The 18,315-nt window shown below is 51.5% G+C and carries 17 protein-coding genes and 1 pseudogene; 12 read left to right on the top strand and 6 right to left on the bottom strand.

The features are described 5' to 3' along the window. Nucleotides 1-268: 268 nt before the first annotated feature. Both ACAW87_RS16580 and ACAW87_RS16585 read left to right on the top strand, forming a co-directional pair. Nucleotides 269-1,075, top strand: coding sequence for a hypothetical protein (locus ACAW87_RS16580; RefSeq protein WP_370724753.1), 807 nt, complete (start codon nt 269-271; stop codon nt 1,073-1,075). 233 nt (nt 1,076-1,308) lie between these two features. Continuing rightward, the gene (locus ACAW87_RS16585) at nt 1,309-2,667 is read left to right on the top strand and encodes a cytochrome P450 (RefSeq protein WP_370724754.1); all 1,359 of its coding nucleotides are present in this window, start codon (nt 1,309-1,311) and stop codon (nt 2,665-2,667) included. Between the two features lie 17 nt (nt 2,668-2,684). On the opposite strand, the gene ACAW87_RS16590 is transcribed toward ACAW87_RS16585, so the two are convergent. Further along, complete coding sequence (locus tag ACAW87_RS16590; RefSeq protein WP_370724755.1) at nt 2,685-3,173, bottom strand: hypothetical protein; 489 nt, start codon at nt 3,171-3,173, stop codon at nt 2,685-2,687. Between the two features lie 162 nt (nt 3,174-3,335). After that, nucleotides 3,336-3,815 (bottom strand): annotated as a pseudogene (locus tag ACAW87_RS16595) (nucleoside deaminase). Nucleotides 3,816-3,997: 182 nt separating this feature from the next. Here ACAW87_RS16595 and ACAW87_RS16600 point away from each other — a divergent pair. The 8 genes from ACAW87_RS16600 (at nt 3,998) to ACAW87_RS16635 (ending at nt 11,004) form a co-directional block, all read left to right on the top strand. Then, nucleotides 3,998-4,324, top strand: a complete 327-nt coding sequence (locus ACAW87_RS16600) for a hypothetical protein (protein WP_370724756.1) — start codon at nt 3,998-4,000, stop codon at nt 4,322-4,324. Nucleotides 4,325-4,455: 131 nt separating this feature from the next. Beyond that, entirely contained in the window at nt 4,456-4,899 is a 444-nt protein-coding gene (locus ACAW87_RS16605) for an HYC_CC_PP family protein (RefSeq protein ID WP_370724757.1), read from the top strand. A gap of 72 nt (nt 4,900-4,971) precedes the next feature. Then, nucleotides 4,972-7,194 (top strand): TonB-dependent receptor, encoded by a 2,223-nt coding sequence (locus ACAW87_RS16610; protein WP_370724758.1) that lies wholly within the window; start codon nt 4,972-4,974, stop codon nt 7,192-7,194. Beyond that, entirely contained in the window at nt 7,191-7,754 is a 564-nt protein-coding gene (locus ACAW87_RS16615; protein ID WP_370724759.1) for an AraC family transcriptional regulator, read from the top strand. The genes ACAW87_RS16610 and ACAW87_RS16615 overlap by 4 nt, the downstream gene beginning before the upstream one ends. Nucleotides 7,755-7,878: 124 nt before the next feature. Further along, nucleotides 7,879-8,679: a heavy-metal-associated domain-containing protein gene (locus ACAW87_RS16620; protein ID WP_370724760.1), complete on the top strand. Its 801-nt coding sequence runs from the start codon at nt 7,879-7,881 to the stop codon at nt 8,677-8,679. 52 nt (nt 8,680-8,731) lie between these two features. Further along, the gene (locus ACAW87_RS16625) at nt 8,732-10,183 is read left to right on the top strand and encodes a hypothetical protein (RefSeq protein WP_370724761.1); all 1,452 of its coding nucleotides are present in this window, start codon (nt 8,732-8,734) and stop codon (nt 10,181-10,183) included. 32 nt (nt 10,184-10,215) lie between these two features. Further along, nucleotides 10,216-10,572, top strand: a complete 357-nt coding sequence (locus tag ACAW87_RS16630; RefSeq protein WP_370724762.1) for a four-helix bundle copper-binding protein — start codon at nt 10,216-10,218, stop codon at nt 10,570-10,572. Nucleotides 10,573-10,647: 75 nt separating this feature from the next. Beyond that, nucleotides 10,648-11,004 (top strand): heavy-metal-associated domain-containing protein, encoded by a 357-nt coding sequence (locus ACAW87_RS16635; RefSeq protein ID WP_370724763.1) that lies wholly within the window; start codon nt 10,648-10,650, stop codon nt 11,002-11,004. A gap of 110 nt (nt 11,005-11,114) precedes the next feature. On the opposite strand, the gene ACAW87_RS16640 is transcribed toward ACAW87_RS16635, so the two are convergent. The 3 genes from ACAW87_RS16640 to ACAW87_RS16650 all read right to left on the bottom strand — a co-directional run bounded on the left by ACAW87_RS16640 (nt 11,115) and on the right by ACAW87_RS16650 (nt 14,323). Beyond that, nucleotides 11,115-12,173 (bottom strand): peptidoglycan DD-metalloendopeptidase family protein, encoded by a 1,059-nt coding sequence (locus tag ACAW87_RS16640; protein WP_370724764.1) that lies wholly within the window; start codon nt 12,171-12,173, stop codon nt 11,115-11,117. A gap of 105 nt (nt 12,174-12,278) precedes the next feature. After that, complete coding sequence (gene trxB, locus ACAW87_RS16645) at nt 12,279-13,301, bottom strand: thioredoxin-disulfide reductase (protein WP_370724765.1); 1,023 nt, start codon at nt 13,299-13,301, stop codon at nt 12,279-12,281. Between the two features lie 152 nt (nt 13,302-13,453). Beyond that, nucleotides 13,454-14,323 carry a glutamate racemase gene (locus tag ACAW87_RS16650; protein WP_370724940.1) on the bottom strand — a complete coding sequence of 290 codons (870 nt, stop codon included), beginning with the start codon at nt 14,321-14,323 and terminating at the stop codon, nt 13,454-13,456. A 108-nt stretch (nt 14,324-14,431) separates the two neighbouring features. Here ACAW87_RS16650 and ACAW87_RS16655 point away from each other — a divergent pair, with 108 nt between their 5' ends. Both ACAW87_RS16655 and ACAW87_RS16660 read left to right on the top strand, forming a co-directional pair. After that, nucleotides 14,432-16,162: an IlvD/Edd family dehydratase gene (locus ACAW87_RS16655; RefSeq protein WP_370724766.1), complete on the top strand. Its 1,731-nt coding sequence runs from the start codon at nt 14,432-14,434 to the stop codon at nt 16,160-16,162. Between the two features lie 17 nt (nt 16,163-16,179). Beyond that, nucleotides 16,180-16,956, top strand: coding sequence for an SDR family NAD(P)-dependent oxidoreductase (locus tag ACAW87_RS16660; RefSeq protein ID WP_370724941.1), 777 nt, complete (start codon nt 16,180-16,182; stop codon nt 16,954-16,956). A gap of 86 nt (nt 16,957-17,042) precedes the next feature. On the opposite strand, the gene ACAW87_RS16665 is transcribed toward ACAW87_RS16660, so the two are convergent. Continuing rightward, complete coding sequence (locus ACAW87_RS16665) at nt 17,043-18,251, bottom strand: saccharopine dehydrogenase family protein (protein ID WP_370724767.1); 1,209 nt, start codon at nt 18,249-18,251, stop codon at nt 17,043-17,045. Nucleotides 18,252-18,315 lie beyond the last annotated feature (64 nt).

Genomic DNA, 18,315 nt, shown 5'->3' on the forward strand with positions numbered 1-18,315 from the left:
GGTGTTACTGGCATGTGGAAAACGAGTTCATCGTTTGTATGCCCTGATGCCTACCTGCAAAGTTGTTTGTTACACTTTATAGCCGCCTTAGAAAATTCTTAGAATTGCATTAGAATCAGAAGAATTAACGAGTACCCTATTTAAATAATACAATTATATAGGTAATGAATAATAGAAGCCTTTTTTCACTTCTGCTAAACCAGAAGTAAACCGGTTTAACCATTGGCGCTTTTCCGGGTTATAAACCCAGCAACGTTGAGTAATGAATATGAACTTCCTATGGCGTATAACGCTACTTATTTGTCTGGTCGTGAGCAGTGCTTCAGGTGCACTATCGCAGGGACAAATCACCGTGAAAGAATCGACCAAGCTATCCGTCAGGAAAGACTCGACGCTGATCAACAACCGGGTAGAAAAGCCAAAATCCCTCACGTTCACCGCTTCTACCGACCAGCGTTTTTTCTTTTTCCACGATACACGTAATAACTTTGGGAGGCGAATTCCAGTAGGCGTTTACGGCATTAAAGCTGGTTTTCTGTTTCCTGCACGTAACCATACCAATACCCAGACAGGCCGGTTGAGAGCATCGTTTAAAACGGGAGCGGGCTTTTATTTTGTCAATCAAACTATTGACCGGCCGGGACTTTTGCCGGGTACGTCCGATGCCGTCAAACGGCATTTGCGCATCGTAACCGGTTACTTTGAAAAGTACCTCTACCGAAAGCATAGTATTGAAGTCAGCGTACCGCTCGAGCTTGGGTACGGCCATTCACGTTACGAAGAGGTCAGCAACCAAACCGCCGAAGCCGAAATTGCCCGGGGCGTTTTTATACCGGCAGGCGTTGGTGTTTTAGCCTCTTATCAGTTTCCGGCAGTGCGTGGCTTTCGCCCTGTTCACTGGTTTGGCATCAATTTGCTGACAGGCTACCGGTTCATTTTGAAGAAGGACATTCCTGACAGTCAGATCAACTACTCCGGCTTTTATGTATCGATGGGCCCATCGTTTTTCCTCGAAAATCTGACCAAAGACATTAAGTACTGGCGAAACAAACGTAAAGCCAAAAAGCAGAAATAAGCCCGCTATCGTCAGGTAAAGCAGACGACAAAAGAAGGTCACGAATTCCCGATTGATCTTTATTAATAAATCGAGCAAAGCATTCTGGTTAATTTTCAGAACCGGGCGAAACTTTTAGCCCCTTAGAGATTAAGTGTGCGCCTATTTTTACACACACTCATTTCGGATCTAGCAAAATAGTCCTAACGAGACTTATGTTACATTGCCGCCTGCTTCAACTGACGGACCAGCTTATGAACACTCCAGCCCCTGTACATCCCGGTCTGCCGGTTTTTGGCAACGCCCTTTCACTGGCCCGCAACCCGCTGGGATTCTTCACTAAACTACATCGGCAGTACGGTCAGGTAGTGCGCATAAGCATTGGTGGCCGACGGCAGTACCTGATTCTCCAGCCCGACGATGTAAAATATGTGTTGCAGGAGAACAACCGTAATTATGTGCGGTCGCCCGCATTCATGGTGCTGAAGCGATTTTTGGGCGAAGGGCTGCTAACCAGCGATGGCGATTTCTGGCGAAAACAACGGCGACTGGCGCAACCCGCCTTCCATCGCCAAAAAATTGCGCTCCTGGCCGAAACCATGGTGCAGGAATCGGCCGCATGGGTAGATTCGCTGGCCCGATTAGATCTGTCGAAACCGGTCGATATATCGCAGTCGTACATGGACGTCACGATGCTGATTGTGTGCAAAACGCTGTTCAGCACCAACGTGGAAGGTCGGCTGGACGGGCTTTCGCATTCGCTCGAAACGCTGAATGTGCTCGCCAACAAAGCGCTACTGACGCCTATCAAGATACCACGTACCTGGCCCACGCCTAACAACATTCGCTACGATCGGGCGCTGAAACAGGTAAATGCGCTGATTTACGAGTTCATTCACACCCGCAAACAAACCGGCGACCGGCAGGATGATTTACTGGATATGCTGCTCTACGCCACCGACGAAGACACCGGCGAAGGCATGTCGGAACAACAACTGCGCGACGAATGCGTCACGCTCTTTACGGCGGGCCACGAAACAACGGCCGTCTCCATGGCGTGGCTCACGTACCTGCTGGCGCAACACCCCGATGTAGTCGACAAACTGCGTGCTGAAGCAGACACCGTTCTAGGCAGCAACGTACCTGGCGAGTTACCGCCAGTTGCGGCGTTCCGATCGATGCCGTATGCGCTACAGGTAGTGCAGGAGGCGTTACGGCTTTACCCACCCGCCTGGGCGATGAGCCGAATGGCGCTGAACGACGATCAGATTGGCCCCTACCGGATTCCGAAGGGCGATACGATTATTGTGAGTCCGTACCTGCTGCATCACGACCCCACCAACTGGCCCGACCCCGAACGCTTTGATCCCGACCGGTTCGCCGAAGGCCGCGACAAAGACCGACCAGCTTACGCCTATCTGCCTTTTGGCGGTGGCCCGCGCCTGTGCATCGGGAATCAGTTTGCCCTGATGGAGATGCAGATTCTGCTCACGTTCTTCGTCCGAACCTTTGACTTTGAGTTGATCAATGCGGCGGCTATCAAACCCAAGCCACTCATCAGCCTTCGGCCCAACCAACCCATTCAGGTTAAATTGAGGAAACGAGCCAACTGACAACCCAGTCGCAGCAGTTACATTTTCAATTGATCAAGGCTCCAGGTAAGCCCGTTGAACAACGCTTCTTCACCAATTAACCATTCGCGTTTTTCAGATCCTTCCAGAAATACGGCTTCGCTCTGTGAGATTTGCTCATCAAGAGTTGACTTGCTGACTCCCCAACCCTGTAAATCAGTAGTATATACATCTTTCATTATATACCCCCGTTTCACTTTCTCAAGCATCAGGCCCCCGATATACTGATCTGACAAATCGAACAATAGAAAAGTCTGTTGGCCTTTCTCTAATTTGTGTATTCTATCAATCCAGTAATCGAGTAGCAAGGTAACTGCATAGGACCTATGGCGATCTGCGTCTATGTGCTGAAGGTTTGCCTCATTCAATTCCAAAAAATCATACAGAAAATAACTGTCTGCCACCTTGAGATGACTAATCATCACGTCTATTTTTAAAAAGAGATCGTCATGGCCATCCCCACCTTTATCAACAAACAATCGCAACATGTCCCTCTCGATTTCAAGTTAGTTTATTCCGGCTGGTTCTACCAGCGATTTTGGGCTTTCATTTTGGTCAGCCACAGGTACAACGACCAACTGACAGTGACCGCAAAGACAGCCAGTATAATACCGTAGTAAGCCTGCAAATAGGCCTGATTATCGTCAAGGCTAATACGCTATTTTATCGTGCTTCTCTGCCCACTCCTCAAACACCGTTTTGGCTTCCTCCTGCAAGGCTTGTTCTGTCGAAATGGATCGGTGTACATATGGTTTGGCTAATTCGGCATAGATAAACGAATCGTCGAAACCAGCCACGGCGGCGTCGGTGTGTTGGGCGGCGTACACCACTCTGGCCGGTCTGGCCCAGTAAATAGCACCAAGGCACATGGGGCAAGGTTCGCAGGACGTATATAGTGTACAACCGTCGAGCTGAAACGTACCCAACTGCTTGCAGGCTGCCCGAATGGCCATCACTTCGGCATGAGCGGTGGGGTCGTTGGTCGAGGTAACGCAATTGCTACTTTCGCCCACAATGGCTCCCTACTTGACTACAACGGCTCCAAACGGACCGCCATTTCCTGTTGTCATTCCTTCACGCGCCAAAGAAATAGCCCGGCGTAAAAACTGCTGATCTTGCTCGGTTATCATGTATCATCATAGTTGTGTCTGCTAAAATCAACGGCTGGCCGATTGACTTTGTTTTTACCAGGAGGGCCGTTGGCTGGAAGAATCAGCGCAAGATGTTGGCTGGTGAGTTATACTATTCTGAACGGTGTGCTCGCGATATAGCGAGACCCCATCAATTCACCTATAAACGATTCACAACTGTTATGAATAAGAAATGGCTCTTAAGTCTGGCTCTTGGCCTGACTCTGTCGGCAACCGCGTTTGCTCAAACAACACCTGCCGAACAAAAAGTAGAGAACACAGCTTCCGACGTGGGTAACGCGGCCGAAAAAGGTACGCGGGCTACAGGCAATGCGGCGGTGAAAACGGGCAGAGCCGTTGGAAAAGCAGGAAAGGCTACGGGTAAAGCCGTTGGCAATGCGGGCAAAGCCACTGGTAAGGCCGTTGGCAACGCCGCCAAGGCTACGGGCCGGGGTGTAAAAAAAGCCGCGAAGAAGACGAAAGAAGTCGTAACTGACGAAACGAAGTAGTTTCTTAACTTGTAAAATTGCCCCAGGTGCAGAAATGCGTCTGGGGCAATTTTTATTGCATTACACCTGCAATGGAACGCGTTTTAAGCTGGTACTTGTTTTGCTTGAAAAAGGCGTAGACCTTTGTTTTTATGAAAGCCGCCCTGATTCGTTTTCTCCACCTGTTCATGGCCGTGGTCGTGTTGCTTAGCAGCATGGGCTTCGGACTGGTCGAGCATTCGTGTCAGCTAAGGGGCAAACGCATAGTCTCGGTTCACGAGGAGATGCCAACCTGCAAATTCTGTCAGGTACGTACCCAGCCTGCTGAACAAGCCCCAACAATTGGCCGCACAGACTGCTGTAAAGATGACACGCGCTACACGAAAGTAGATATTACGTCATCGATGAACCATAAGTTGGCCTCGTTCATCAAAGCACTTGGCGATCAGTTTGGTACAGGCATCACTACTGTCTTTTTAACGCTATTTGGCTGGGTATTCACCCTGCAAGCCAACGTACCTGCACCCGCGTATGCTTCGCCTCCTCCCCTATCCGGGCGAACCCTGCTGGTGTTTGTGCAGACCTTCCTGATCTGATCTGATCGATAATGTATTTACCTGATTCACAAAAGAATCGGGCTTTTGGCATTTATTTCATCAGACAATATCATGATCAGAATTTTCATTTTCGGCCTTTTGCTCCTTCCGCTTCTTGGAGGGGCTCAATCTCTTTCGGGACGTGTGACCGCTACCGAAAAAAACCAGACAATATCCCTTCCCGGTGCTTCGATTTACTGGGCGGGTGGCCTGAAGGCGACCGCCGCCGATTCGTTGGGCCGCTTCATAATCGATTCCACCAATCAGACAAACCGACTCGTTATTAGCTACGTGGGCTACCAACCCGACACGATTACGATTGTCGACTTCACGTCCCCACTCATCGTTACGCTCCGGGCTACGCAGCAATTGAACGAGGTCGTGGTCACAGCGGGAAACACCCAGATTGACCGCATGAACCCGATTCAGACCGAAGTGCTAACCCAGCGTACGCTGGCAAAAGCGGCCTGTTGCAACCTCTCCGAAAGCTTTGAAACCAACGCTTCGGTCAGCGTTTCGTATGCTGATGCCGTGACGGGTGCCAAACAGATTCAGTTCATGGGGCTGGGCGGTCAGTACGTGCAGACCAACGTAGAGAACATTCCGACCATACGAGGATTGGCTACCACCTTCGGCCTTAACTACATTCCGGGTACGTGGATCACCAGCATCGACATTGGCAAAGGAGCCGGATCGGTGGTGAATGGCTACGAGTCGATGAGCGGGCAGATGAACGTGGAATTACAAAAACCAGAATACCGCGCCGAAACTAAAATGCCCAACGCCCTCGTCAACGGCTACGTCAATTCGTTTGGCCGTTTAGAGGGTAACGTCAATTATTCGCAAGCGCTTTCAGACAAGTGGAGTATCGGAGCGTTGGGTCATGTAAGCAGCTTACAAACCGAACTGGATCAGAACGGTGATCGGTTTCGTGATCTGCCCCTTTACAGCCAATACAACGGCGTGATGCGGGCCAAATACAGTTCTGAACGGTGGATGACCCAGTTTGGTATCAAGGCCCTGTCGGAAAACCGGGAGGGTGGTCAGCTTAGTGGCGTGGGTCAATATCGTTACGTTTTCAGCAACCAAACCAAACGCACCGAACTATTCAGCAAAACGGCTCGGCTGTTTCCCGACAAACCCTATCGCGGTTTGGGGTTGATCCTGAACGCCACCTGGCACAACCAGGAATCGACCTTTGGTTTACGACCTTATACGGGCAAACAGCAGTCACTCTATGGCAACCTGATTTATCAGACCATTATCGACAACACAAATCACACAATTAAAACCGGTGTGAGTTACCTGCTCGACAATTATCAGGAACGCTTCATTGCCCAACCAATCGACCGGTTCGAGTCGGTGCCGGGTGCTTTTTTCGAGTATGCCTACACGTACCCGGAGCGGTTTGCCGTAGTGCTGGGTAATCGTCTCGATTTTCACAACCTGTTCGGCCCTCAGTGGACACCCCGGCTGCATCTCAAATACCATTTGCATGGGATGCTAACGGTGCGGGCTTCGGCAGGGCGTGGGTGGCGCGTTCCGAATCAGATTGCCGAGAACTACGGCTACTTTGTGTCGTCGAGGGGCGTGTTTCTGAACCAGAATGTGCAGCCCGAAATTGCCTGGACCTACACGGCGGGGGTTACCAATGAGTTTTTGCTGTTCGGCAAAAAAGCAACTCTGATTGTAGACGCCAGCCGAACCAATTTTCAGAACCAACTGGTGGTCGATGCCGATCAGCCCCGTAGTTTGCTGTTCTACAACCTCTCGGGAAAATCATACGCCACCAGTTTTCAGGCCGAACTAACCATATCGCCGTTTAAACGGGCTGAGGTGAAAGCAGCCTATCGTCTGTTCGACGCCCAACAGAGCATGGGCGCTCCCCTGGGCGAAAGCGTACTGATGCCGCGTATGATGATCAGCCGGGATAGGGTGCTGTTAAATGCGGCCTATGCTCTGCCCTACGACAAGTGGAAATTCGACGCGACCCTGCAGTGGAACGGTCCCAAACGTTTGCCCGATTCAGACGAGTCGCACACGCATCAGACCTACTCAGAAATGACCTGGTATTACTCGCCGTCTTTTGTGAACCTGAACGCGCAAATCACGCGTAGCTTCCGGGCGTGGCAAGTGTATCTGGGCGGCGAAAACCTCACCAATTTCCGGCAACCAAACCCGATCATCGGCGCGGCCGATCCGTTTGGCACCAGTTTCGATGCCGCCGGGCAAAACTGGGGACCCGTTACAGGCGCCATGATTTACGCCGGATTTCGATTCACCCTGGAGCCATGACCGACCTACACGTAAAAGGCATGGTTTGCGACCGCTGTCGACGAACGGTAGAGCGCGACCTGACCCAGCTTGGTCTCACGCTGGGCGCGGTAGAACTGGGCAAGGTCAGCGTGCTTCACTGGCCCGAAGCCGTTGACCTGAAAACCGTTCAGAATACGTTACAGGCGGAAGGGTTTGATCTGGTTGCAGACCCGAAACACATACTTGTGGAGCAAATTAAATCGCTCCTAATCAGTGAGGTACATCATACTCAAGAACGCCCTAACCATCAGAACATCTCTGCCTTTTTGAGCCAGAAATTGGGTTACGACTATACGTACCTGAGTCAGTTGTTTTCAACGCAGACCGGCACAACCATTGAACGGTTTCTGATTGCGCAAAAAGTAGAACGGGCCAAAGAATTGTTGCAGAATGGTGAACAGCGAATAGCCGATATTGCTTATGAACTGGGCTACAGTAGTGTGCCGCATTTCACCAATCAGTTCCGGACTGTAGTGGGCATCACACCCGCCCAGTTTCGCAAAGTGCCCACCGGTCGCCAGTCGCTGGATACGGTTTAGCCAAACCAAAAATGATGTAAGTGAGGCGGGGAATTCTGTAAAACACCCGCCCTACCCAAGCCTTACTTTTGTGAAGTTGATCGATGAATTAAACAATCTCGACCAACCTAAAATCAGAACAATCATGATCCATACCTATAAACTCGACGGCATGCATTGCGTCTCCTGCGTGGAACGCGTGCAGGAAGCCCTTCAGGACGTTGACGGCGTTAAACGGGCGGCCGTTTCACTAACCCCGCCAGAAGCAGTAGTGAGTATGAAGCAACACATCGACACGGCCGTACTTGACCGCGCCGTGCGAAAAGCGGGCGCTTATTCGCTGACCGACGAAGTGCAAATCATCGACACGATGGGTGGCAGCGGACAGGCAGCATCAAAGCTCGATGTGCTCACATCGTCAACCACTACCGATGAAGCGCAACTGGCCGTACCGTCGGTTACCACCTACAAACCATTGCTGATCATTCTGGCTTTCATTGTGGGTATTACCGCCCTGGTCGAGGTCAGGATGGGAGCGTTTAGCGGCGCTGGTATCGACTGGATGCGGGCTATGAGCACCTTTATGGCTGGCTTCTTCCTGATCTTTTCGTTCTTTAAACTGCTTGATATTAACGGATTTGCCAGTAGCTACCGAATGTATGACATCGTAGCCAAAGCTATTCCAGGTTATGGGTACGTCTATCCGTTTATCGAACTGGCTCTTGGAGCCGCCTATCTCACGGGTTTCAATCCGGTGCTAACCAACTGGGTAACCTTTGTTGTCATGAGCGTTAGCCTGATTGGCGTGGTGAAAAGCGTGCTTGATAAACGGAAGATTCGGTGCGCATGCCTTGGCTCTGTGTTCAATCTACCCATGACCACCGTTACTATCATTGAAGACAGCCTGATGATCGGTATGGCAGCGCTTATGCTGACTATGATGTAATTGCCTAAAGCCCCGTTCACGTGACGGGGCTCTTTTTACTACTCAACAACCTATGAAAAAGATACTTGTCATGCTGATTGTAGCCGTGGTACGGCTACCGGCGCTGGCGCAACACGAAGGCCATACGATGCCGATGCCAGCCGACTCTGCCCGGCCCAAAGCGGCAACAACTAAAGAGGATACATCTCAACATGGTCACTCAATGGATCATGGCAAGATAAACGCTCATGGAATGAACCACGGCAACTCCGCCGGGAGCCTCTCCTTCTCACCGATGGGCAGCATGTCTCATTCACTTTCGCGGAATTTGGCGATGAACCGAAACGGCTCAGGTACGTCCTGGATGCCTGACCAAACGCCAATGTACGCCTACATGGCTCATTCGCCCGGAGCCGGTAAGTGGATGTATATGCTTCATTACAGTCTTTTTCTACGGCACACGAATCAGAACTTCTCGAATCCTGATAAACGGGGGCGGGAAGCCCGAATTGATGCACCCAATTGGGCAATGGGTATGGCTCAGCGAGCTGTTGGCAAGAAAGGGTTATTCACAGCCAAACTGATGATGTCGCTCGATCCATTGACGGTGGGAAACGGTGGTTATCCGCTGTTGTTTCAAACGGGTGAATCATACCGGGGCGAGCCCCTGGTTGACCGACAACATCCACACGATTTGTTCTCAGAGTTGTCGGTCTCTTACAGTCATGCGTTTAGCCGCGACGCCGATGCGTTCGTATATGTAGGGTACCCCGGCGAACCAGCGCTGGGCGCACCGGCTTTCATGCACCGTATTTCGTCGTATAATAATCCAGACTCGCCCCTTAGTCACCACTGGATTGATGCCACGCATATCACGTTCGGTGTAGCTACGGCAGGGTTCAGGTATAAAATAGCGAAGCTTGAATTCTCTCAGTTTACCGGCCGCGAACCCGACGAATTTCGGTATAACTTCGACAAGCCCCGCTTCGATAGCTATTCGTACCGACTTTCCGTAAACCCAACAGCAGGTCTTGCCATGCAGGTATCACAGGGATTGCTAAAAAATCCAGAAGTGTTGAATTCACACGGGACTGTACGGCGAACTACCGCTTCCGTGTTGCATAGCACCTCGTTTGGCACTGGCGATCGCTATATGACTTCGTCGTTGATATGGGGTATGAACAGCCACGATGGCGTCAACGAAAACGCGTATCTGGCTGAGACAAGCCTGCAACTAGGCCGATTGGCGTTATATGGCCGGTACGAAAACGTTACCAAATCAGCCGGAGAGCTTGCCCTTCCAGCCAGTAGCAATATCGACCCCGAGAATACACTGGTTAATGTAGACAATGTAACGCTAGGCACAAACTGGCGGCTTCTGCGCATGACCAGCACGGATGTAGCCTTAGGTACCCAATTAACAATGGGTTTGCCAGACCAGACATTACGTTCTTTTTATGGAAACAGACCGCTATCCGGACAGGTATATCTCCGACTCACACCTGCCTTGCTTGTTAATCGATAAACTCAGTATCAACGTTTAAAACAACACACGTTATGACTACGACCACCCATGCCCACGGCCACGCCGACACCTGTTTTGAATGCGCCGAAGCCTGCGAACGCTGTGCAACGGCCTGTATTGAGATGGGCGAACAGGACAGTATGCATCACAACATGACTGCCTGCATTAAGCTCTGCCGCGATTGCGCCGATATCTGCACCCTTTGCGGACGGCTTGAAGCGCGTGGCTCTCAGTTTATGAAGCAGTATATGCAACTCTGCGCCGATGTATGTGAAGCCTGCGCCACTGAGTGCGAAAAGCATGCTGATCACCACGCTCATTGTAAAGCCTGTGCAGAAGCTTGCCGCCGCTGTGCCGCAGAATGCCGCGAGATGGCGAACCAGATGTAAGTCGTTGCTTGTTAACTCAATACACTACCATTCACCAATTCAAGAGTCAGAACATCTTACCAAAAAACACTTAACATGAACCGCAACCTATTTCTGAGCAGCCTGATGGCGCTAACCCTGAGCGGCACCACCTTACTGGCCGCCGACGATAAAGACAAAGAAGTAAAGATCAAAACCTCTGCCGTGTGCGGCATGTGTAAATCGCGCATCGAACGCAATCTGGCGTTCGAGAAAGGCGTGAAAGAAGCCACCCTCGATGTGGAAACAAAGGTGGTCACCATCAAGTATAATGCAGCGAAAACGGATGTGAACAAGCTGAAAGCCAACATCACCAAAACCGGTTACGATGCCGACGAGGTAACCGCCGACCCGAAAGGCTACGAAAAACTGCCCAGCTGCTGTAAAAAAGGGGTAGCAACGCACCACGACTGACGAAAGCAGCCGTGCTTTATTATCTGCCGCTTATGATCGAGGCTCCGCTAACTACCATGACGGTAATTAAGCGGAGCCTCAATCGTAATTCGCAACTCGTCAGTCGTAAATCAGTTCACTCTCAATTTCTGACCGGCGCGGAGGCGGGAGCGGGATGAGAGATTGTTTTTCTCGGCTAGTTTACTGACCGACATACCAAAACGACTGGCGATCGACGACAGCGTTTCACCCGAGCGTACTTTATGAAGTCTCGTTTCGCGGAACTTGGGTTTTTCTGACACATCTGCTGTCCGGCTACCTCCCCGCAGATAATCCCAAACGGAGGGTGTGAGCAGAAAATGATCCGAAATGATCGTGTTCTCCGGGAAGCTGTAAATGTTTATCGGCGTAAAAGCATTGCCTTCGTAACGGGTCTCGAAGTGTAGGTGGGGTCCAGAACTACGTCCCGTGCTTCCTCCTAAGCCAAGTTGATCACCCGCTTTAACCAGTTGGCCGTTTTCAACTAACTGCTTCGACATATGGCCGTATAGTGTTTCCAGGCCATTGTAGTGGCGAACCAGCACAAACCGGCCGTAACCACTGCCATCCCAACCCACAATACGAACAATGCCATCAAAGGCCGCGTAAACCGGATCGCCCGTTTCCAGGTCAAGGTCAACACCCTTGTGCCAGCGACCCCATCGGAACCCGAATTGAGACGTTAATTTCCCTTCATCGAGCGGGGCTGACCAATAATGATTTTCTTTCGGATCGTACAGTTTCAGATCGACCGTCTGATCAAATTCACGGGCATCTATGTTGTAGGGATTGATGTTTTTTGAATCCCAAACGGCGTAATAGCTGGCAATCTTCACCCATTCATCGCCCACCGTCATTTCCTGAATAACCTCGACTACGCTGGTTTCTCCCTCGTCAATACTGCTTGTATCTTCACTAACAACCGGGTTCAGCTCTTTCTTGGGCTCAAACTGGTTGTTGAAGCGCAGTTGGGTACTTTCCTGCTCAAAAACGTCTTCGGTTTTCTTCTGGTTAGGGGTCGGCGTAGTTGCCTTGGCTTTCGGCGTAAACTTTGTATCGTTCTTAAAACGTCCCCTTTCCTGTGCCTGTGCGGTTACGGTAACGCACAAACAGCTCATGGCCAGAAACCATGTACATGCAGTTTTTTTCATTCAACGATCAAGAAGGAAACCAATGCCAAACGCAGACAACGGGGCCATAAATGGGGCTGTGGGGCCATGTTGTCTGCGTTTGGCATTGGTTTCGTGTATAGTAGGTTAGCTTATGATTGGTTCGCCAACGGCTAAGTCGACATCCACCGTTTTAGTTGGCATTGCCTCAGGTTCACCCTGCATTTCCAGTGTCACTAAATAACGCTCAGCGTCCAGGGCAGCCATACAGCCGGTTCCCGCCGCCGTAATAGCCTGACGATAGATGTTATCCTGCGCATCGCCACAGGCAAACACCCCAGGTACGTTAGTACGGGTGCTTCCCTTTTCGGTAATAATGTAACCGTGGTCGTCGAGCGTGACATAACCCTTGAAAATGTCGGTGTTGGGTTTGTGACCAATGGCCACAAAGAATCCGGTCACGTCAATAACGTGTTCTTCACCAGTTTGCGTATTCTTCAGACGGGCTCCTGTCACGCCATTATCACCTAAAATTTCGAGCGTGTCGGTATGCCACAGAATTTCAATGTTCTCTTTGGCCTTGATACGGGCCTGCATGAAACGTGAAGCCCGCATTTCGCCCCGGCGCACAATCATGTAAACCTTACGGCAAAGGTTAGAGAGGTAGCTCGCTTCTTCGGCAGCCGTATCACCGGCACCCACGATAGCCACATCCTGATTCCGGAAAAAGAATCCGTCGCAAACGGCACAGGCAGAAACACCATGACCGTTCAGCCGCATTTCTGACGGAAGACCCAGCCACTTGGCCGATGCTCCGGTAGAAATGATGACACTGTCGGCAGTAATTTCTGTATTGTCGTCAACCCACACACGGTGAGGCCGACCGGGACCGGGATTTTCGGTGAATTCAACTTTAGTAACCAGTCCGTAACGAACGTCAGTGCCAAACCGGCGGGCTTGTGCTTCCAGATCCTGCATCATCTGCGGCCCCTGAACGCCATCCGGATAACCGGGAAAATTATCAACTTCGGTAGTAATAGTTAGTTGTCCACCGGGCTGCCCACCCTGATATAACACAGGTTTCAGGTTTGCGCGAGACGCGTAAATAGCGGCGGTATACCCAGCCGGGCCAGAGCCAACAATCAGACAATGAACGTGTTCGGGAGTCATAGTAAATGCAGAAGTGTTTCCAGGAAAACAGGCTGTAAAACGTGTAATTAGCCTGCGTTACCGTTAGATAGAGAACACATACAAAGGTCAAAAAAATTCGCTACAAAGCCAAGTCTACAAGTCTACAGGCACACTAGGGGCAACAGATAGACTCAGAAAACAATTTTCTCAGCCGTGACTGATTCGCCCCAGAAAAGACTGGCCTGACGACCAAATTCAACGGGCGAATCGGTAGTGAGAAACTGTCGGCTTCCCTGCTTACTACATTGGTTAGCCAGTGTAGGATGACGCTGTAGATAGCTGATCAGGCTTTGCGCCACGATTGGCCCCTGACTGATTGGGCGAACGGTAGGCGGCAACAGGGCTTTCAGTTTGGGCAGTAATAACGGGTAATGCGTGCAGGCCAACAGCAACGTATCAATCTCACGGTCGCGCGCCAGCAGTCGGTCGAGGTGCTGCTTTACAAAATAATCGGCCCCCGGACTGTCAGACTCGCCGTTCTCAATCAGGGGCACCCACATCGGACAGGCTTCCTGCGTAATCGTAAGTTCAGGAAAAAATTTACCGATCTCGACCAGATAGGATTCAGACGAAACAGTACCGTTTGTGGCCAGAATACCAACGTGACCTGTGTGGGTGTACTGCCCAATAGTTTCGGCCGTGGGTCGAATAACGCCCAACACCCGCCGCGAAGGTAAGCCTGCCTTATCGGGGTCCGTTTCTGCGGAGTCAATGGCAGGGTAAAGCCCAGGCAAATCCAGTTGCTGAATATTACGTAACGCCTTGGCAGAGGCTGTGTTACAGGCTACAATAACCAGCCGGCAGCCGCGCGAAAACAGGTACGTTACGCATTCCAGCGTGTAGTCATACACCGTTTCAAAAGAACGCGTTCCGTAGGGGCTTCGGGCATTATCGCCCAGGTAGAGGTAGTCATAATCGGGCAATGCAGCCACCAATTCCCGCAACACGGTCAGGCCACCGTACCCAGAATCGAAAACGCCAATGGGTTGGTAAGGAAGTATAGAGTTCAATGTTTAACGTTTAACGTCTAAAGTTGCCCTGCTATATTACAACAGAGCTACCATAGCAACGCAACCTTAGACGTTAAACGTTAAACATTGAACTTAAAAATGCGCTCACAAGAATGGTTTGGCCGGACTGGAAAAGACGGCTTTATTTACCGCGCCTGGATGAAAAATCAGGGCTTTCCGCATCACGAGTTTGAGGGGAAACCCGTTATCGGCATTTGTAATACCTGGTCGGAACTGACGCCCTGCAACGCCCATTTTCGCGAACTGGCCGAAGCCATAAAACGCGGCGTTTGGGAAGCGGGCGGTTTTCCGCTCGAATTTCCGGTGATGTCGCTGGGCGAGTGCCAGATCAAGCCTACCGCCATGCTCTTCCGTAATCTGGCGAGCATGGACGTAGAAGAAAGCATTCGGGGTAACTCTATCGACGGTGTTATTCTGATGTGCGGGTGCGACAAAACCACGCCGTCGCTTGTGATGGGCGCCTGCTCGGTCGATATTCCGACGATGGTGGTATCGGGAGGTCCGATGCTGGCCGGTCGATTTCAGGGCCGGAAAATAGGTACGTCTGACCTCTGGCGTTTTGCCGAAGAATACAAGATGGGCAGGATGAGTCAGGCCGAGTTTATTGCCGCCGAAGCCAGCATGGCCCGCAGTCAGGGGCATTGCGCCGTGATGGGCACCGCCAGTACCATGGCCGCCATGGTTGAAAGTCTCGGCCTGTCGCTACCCGACAATGCCACCATCCCTGCCGCCGATTCACGCCGAAAAGTGCTGGCTCACATGACGGGCGTTCGGGCCGTTGAGTTGGTACGCGAAGGACTAACACCCTCAAAGTTACTTACCAGGAAAGCCTTTGAAAACGCGATCATGATTAACGCGGCGCTGGGTGGTTCAACCAATTTCATCCTGCACCTGATGGCCATTGCCGGTCGCCTGGGTACGTTGGGCGATACGGTCGATTTAACGCTTGATGATTTTGACCGGCTATCGGCACAAATACCGTTGCTTGCCAATCTGCAACCGTCGGGTGAGCATTTCGTGGAAGACCTGTTCTACGCAGGCGGATTGCCCGCCTTGATTCGTGAACTCCTCCCCCATCTGCACGCCGATGCGCTGACCGTGAACGGGAAAACACTAGGCGAAAACTGTGCCGAAGCCCGCTGCTATGACCCGGCTGTGATCGCCACGCTAGAAGAACCGTTTAAACCTGATTCGGGCATTGCCGTCTTGCGCGGTAACCTGTGCCCGAACGGAGCGGTGATAAAGCCGTCGGCGGCCACGCCCGAACTGATGCAACATACGGGCCGGGCGGTGGTATTCGAAGATATCGACGATTACAAGAAGCGGATCGATGACCCCGAACTATCGGCAGGTACGTTCCCACTTGAGGCCAGTTGTGTGTTGGTGCTGAAAAACGTAGGGCCGCGTGGTTACCCCGGCATGCCCGAAGTAGGCAACATGACGCTTCCCGCGCGGATGCTGGAGCAGGGCGTTCACGACATGGTGCGCATTTCGGATGGCCGAATGAGTGGCACCGGATTTGGCACGGTGGTGTTGCACGTTTCGCCCGAATCGGCCGTGGGCGGTAATCTGGCGTTTGTTCAGAACGGCGATTTGATTACCCTCGACGTACCCAACCGAAGCCTGCATCTGCACGTGTCCGATGAAGAGCTGGCCTTGCGGCTATCCCATTTCAAGCCACTAAATCTGGGGTACGAACGGGGTTACGTAAATCTGTTTATCAACCACGTAACTCAGGCACACGAAGGCGCTGACTTCGATTTTCTGCGCGGCAGTTCAGGCAGCGTGGTGAAGCGCGATTCGCATTAAAATTCAACCCATTGGTTATTAAGAACTTCCAACATCAAACCGCGCTAATTACCGGTGCCGGACAGGGCATTGGTTTTGCGCTGGCCAGTTCGTTGGCCGAACAGGGGGCTAATGTCGTCCTGAATGATTTTGACGGTACACTGGCAGAAGCGGCAGCAGCGACTATTCGGCAGTCGGGCGGCTCGTGCGTAGCCTATCCGGGCGATGCCTCCAACGTGGACTTTATTCACCAAATGGTAGCGACTGCCGTAAGTACGTTCGGACGACTCGATATGGCTATTGCCAATGCCGGTATTACCGTTTTCGGAGATCTGTTTACGACCACTCCCGATGCTTTTGAAACGATCGTCAACCTCAATCTGCGGGGTTCGTTTTTTCTAATGCAGGCTGCCGCAACACAGATGCGCGCCCAAGGACGTAATGAGCAGGGAAGTGCCGGACGGATTATGCTAATGTCGTCGGTGGTGGGGCAGTTAGGTCATCCAGGGCTACCCGTATATAGTATGACAAAGGCCGGTTTGCAAATGCTGGCCCGTCAGGCCGTGATAGACCTTTCACCGCACGGAATCACGATCAACGCCGTGGCCCCCGGCGCTACACTGACCGAACGCACAACCGACGACCCAACCTATATTCCAATCTGGTCGCGAATTACACCGATGGGTCGCCCTGCCACGGTTGATGATATTGCAGCGGCAGCCCTCTTTCTGCTTTCTCCCCAAGCCAGCCACATCACCGGCCAAACCTTAACCATCGACGGCGGCTGGACCAGTGTAGGAGTACCACCGGTTTAGGAATTGGGAATTAAGAATGGCTCCGCTTGTAGCACAGTACGTCTACAAGCGGAGCCATCCTTAATTCTTAATTCCCAATTCTTAATTCAATACTCGTGCGGTAACGCCACGTTCACGGCATCCTGAACGGGGAGACCCTGCTTGTTCATCTGCTCGATGAATGGATCGGGGTCTAGTTCTTCGCAGTTCCAGACGCCGGGTTTTAGCCAGACTCCCGTTACGAGTAACATCGCGCCAATCATGGCTGGTACGCCGGTGGTGTAGCTAACGGCCTGTCCGCGAACCTCTTTGTAGGTTTCGGCATGATCGCAGTTGTTCCAGATGTAATAGGTTTTATCCTGTCCGTCTTTGATGCCTTTTATCTGGCAACCAATGCTGGTTTGGCCCGTGTAGTTTTCGCCCAGCGAATCGGGGGCGGGCAATACAGCTTTCAGGAATTCGAGCGGAATAACGTCCATACCCTGGAATTTTACAGGGTCGATGCGGGTCATGCCTACGTTTTGCAGCACCTCCAGATGAGTGAGGTAAGCTTGTCCGAACGTCATCCAGAAGCGTGCCCGTTTCAGCGTTGGAAAGTTCTTGACGAGCGATTCCAGTTCTTCATGGTACAGCACATACGACTCCTTAGGGCCAATTTCCGGGTAGTCGATCGGTTTATGAATGCTCATCGCCGGAATTTCGATCCACTCGCCATTTTCCCAGTAGCGACCGGGCTGCGTAATTTCCCGGATGTTGATTTCGGGGTTAAAGTTGGTAGCAAACGCTTTGCCGTGGTTACCGGCGTTACAATCGATGATATCCAGATAGTGCATTTCATCGAACTGGTGCTTCGCCGCATAAGCCGTGAAGACCTGCGTGGCACCGGGGTCGAACCCGCAACCCAGCAGAGCCATGATGCCCGCCTCTTCAAAGCGTTGTTTATACGCCCACTGCCAGCTATACTCGAACTTGGCCACGTCTTTCGGTTCATAATTGGCCGTGTCCATATAGTGTGTCTTTGTGGCCAGACAAGCGTCCATGATTGGAAGGTCCTGATAGGGTAATGCCACGTTGATGACCAAAAATGGCTTTACTTTCTCGATCAGTGCTACCACCTCGGCAACCACGTCGGCATCTACCTGCGCCGTTTCCAGCGTAACGCCATGCATTGCCTTAACTTCATCGGCAATTTTGTCACATTTTGATTTGGTGCGGCTGGCAAGCGTGATCGACGTAAAAACAGTTGCATTCATCGCACATTTGTGTGCAACAACGCTTCCTACGCCACCCGCTCCAATTATCAGCACATTGGCCATATAAGTATGATTGTTTGCTTATTAAAAATTTACTGCAAAGATACATACATCAATCGTGGCTCAC

The sequence above is a fragment of the Fibrella aquatica genome (genome assembly GCF_041321135.1).
Taxonomy (GTDB): Bacteria; Bacteroidota; Bacteroidia; order Cytophagales; family Spirosomataceae; genus Fibrella; species Fibrella aquatica.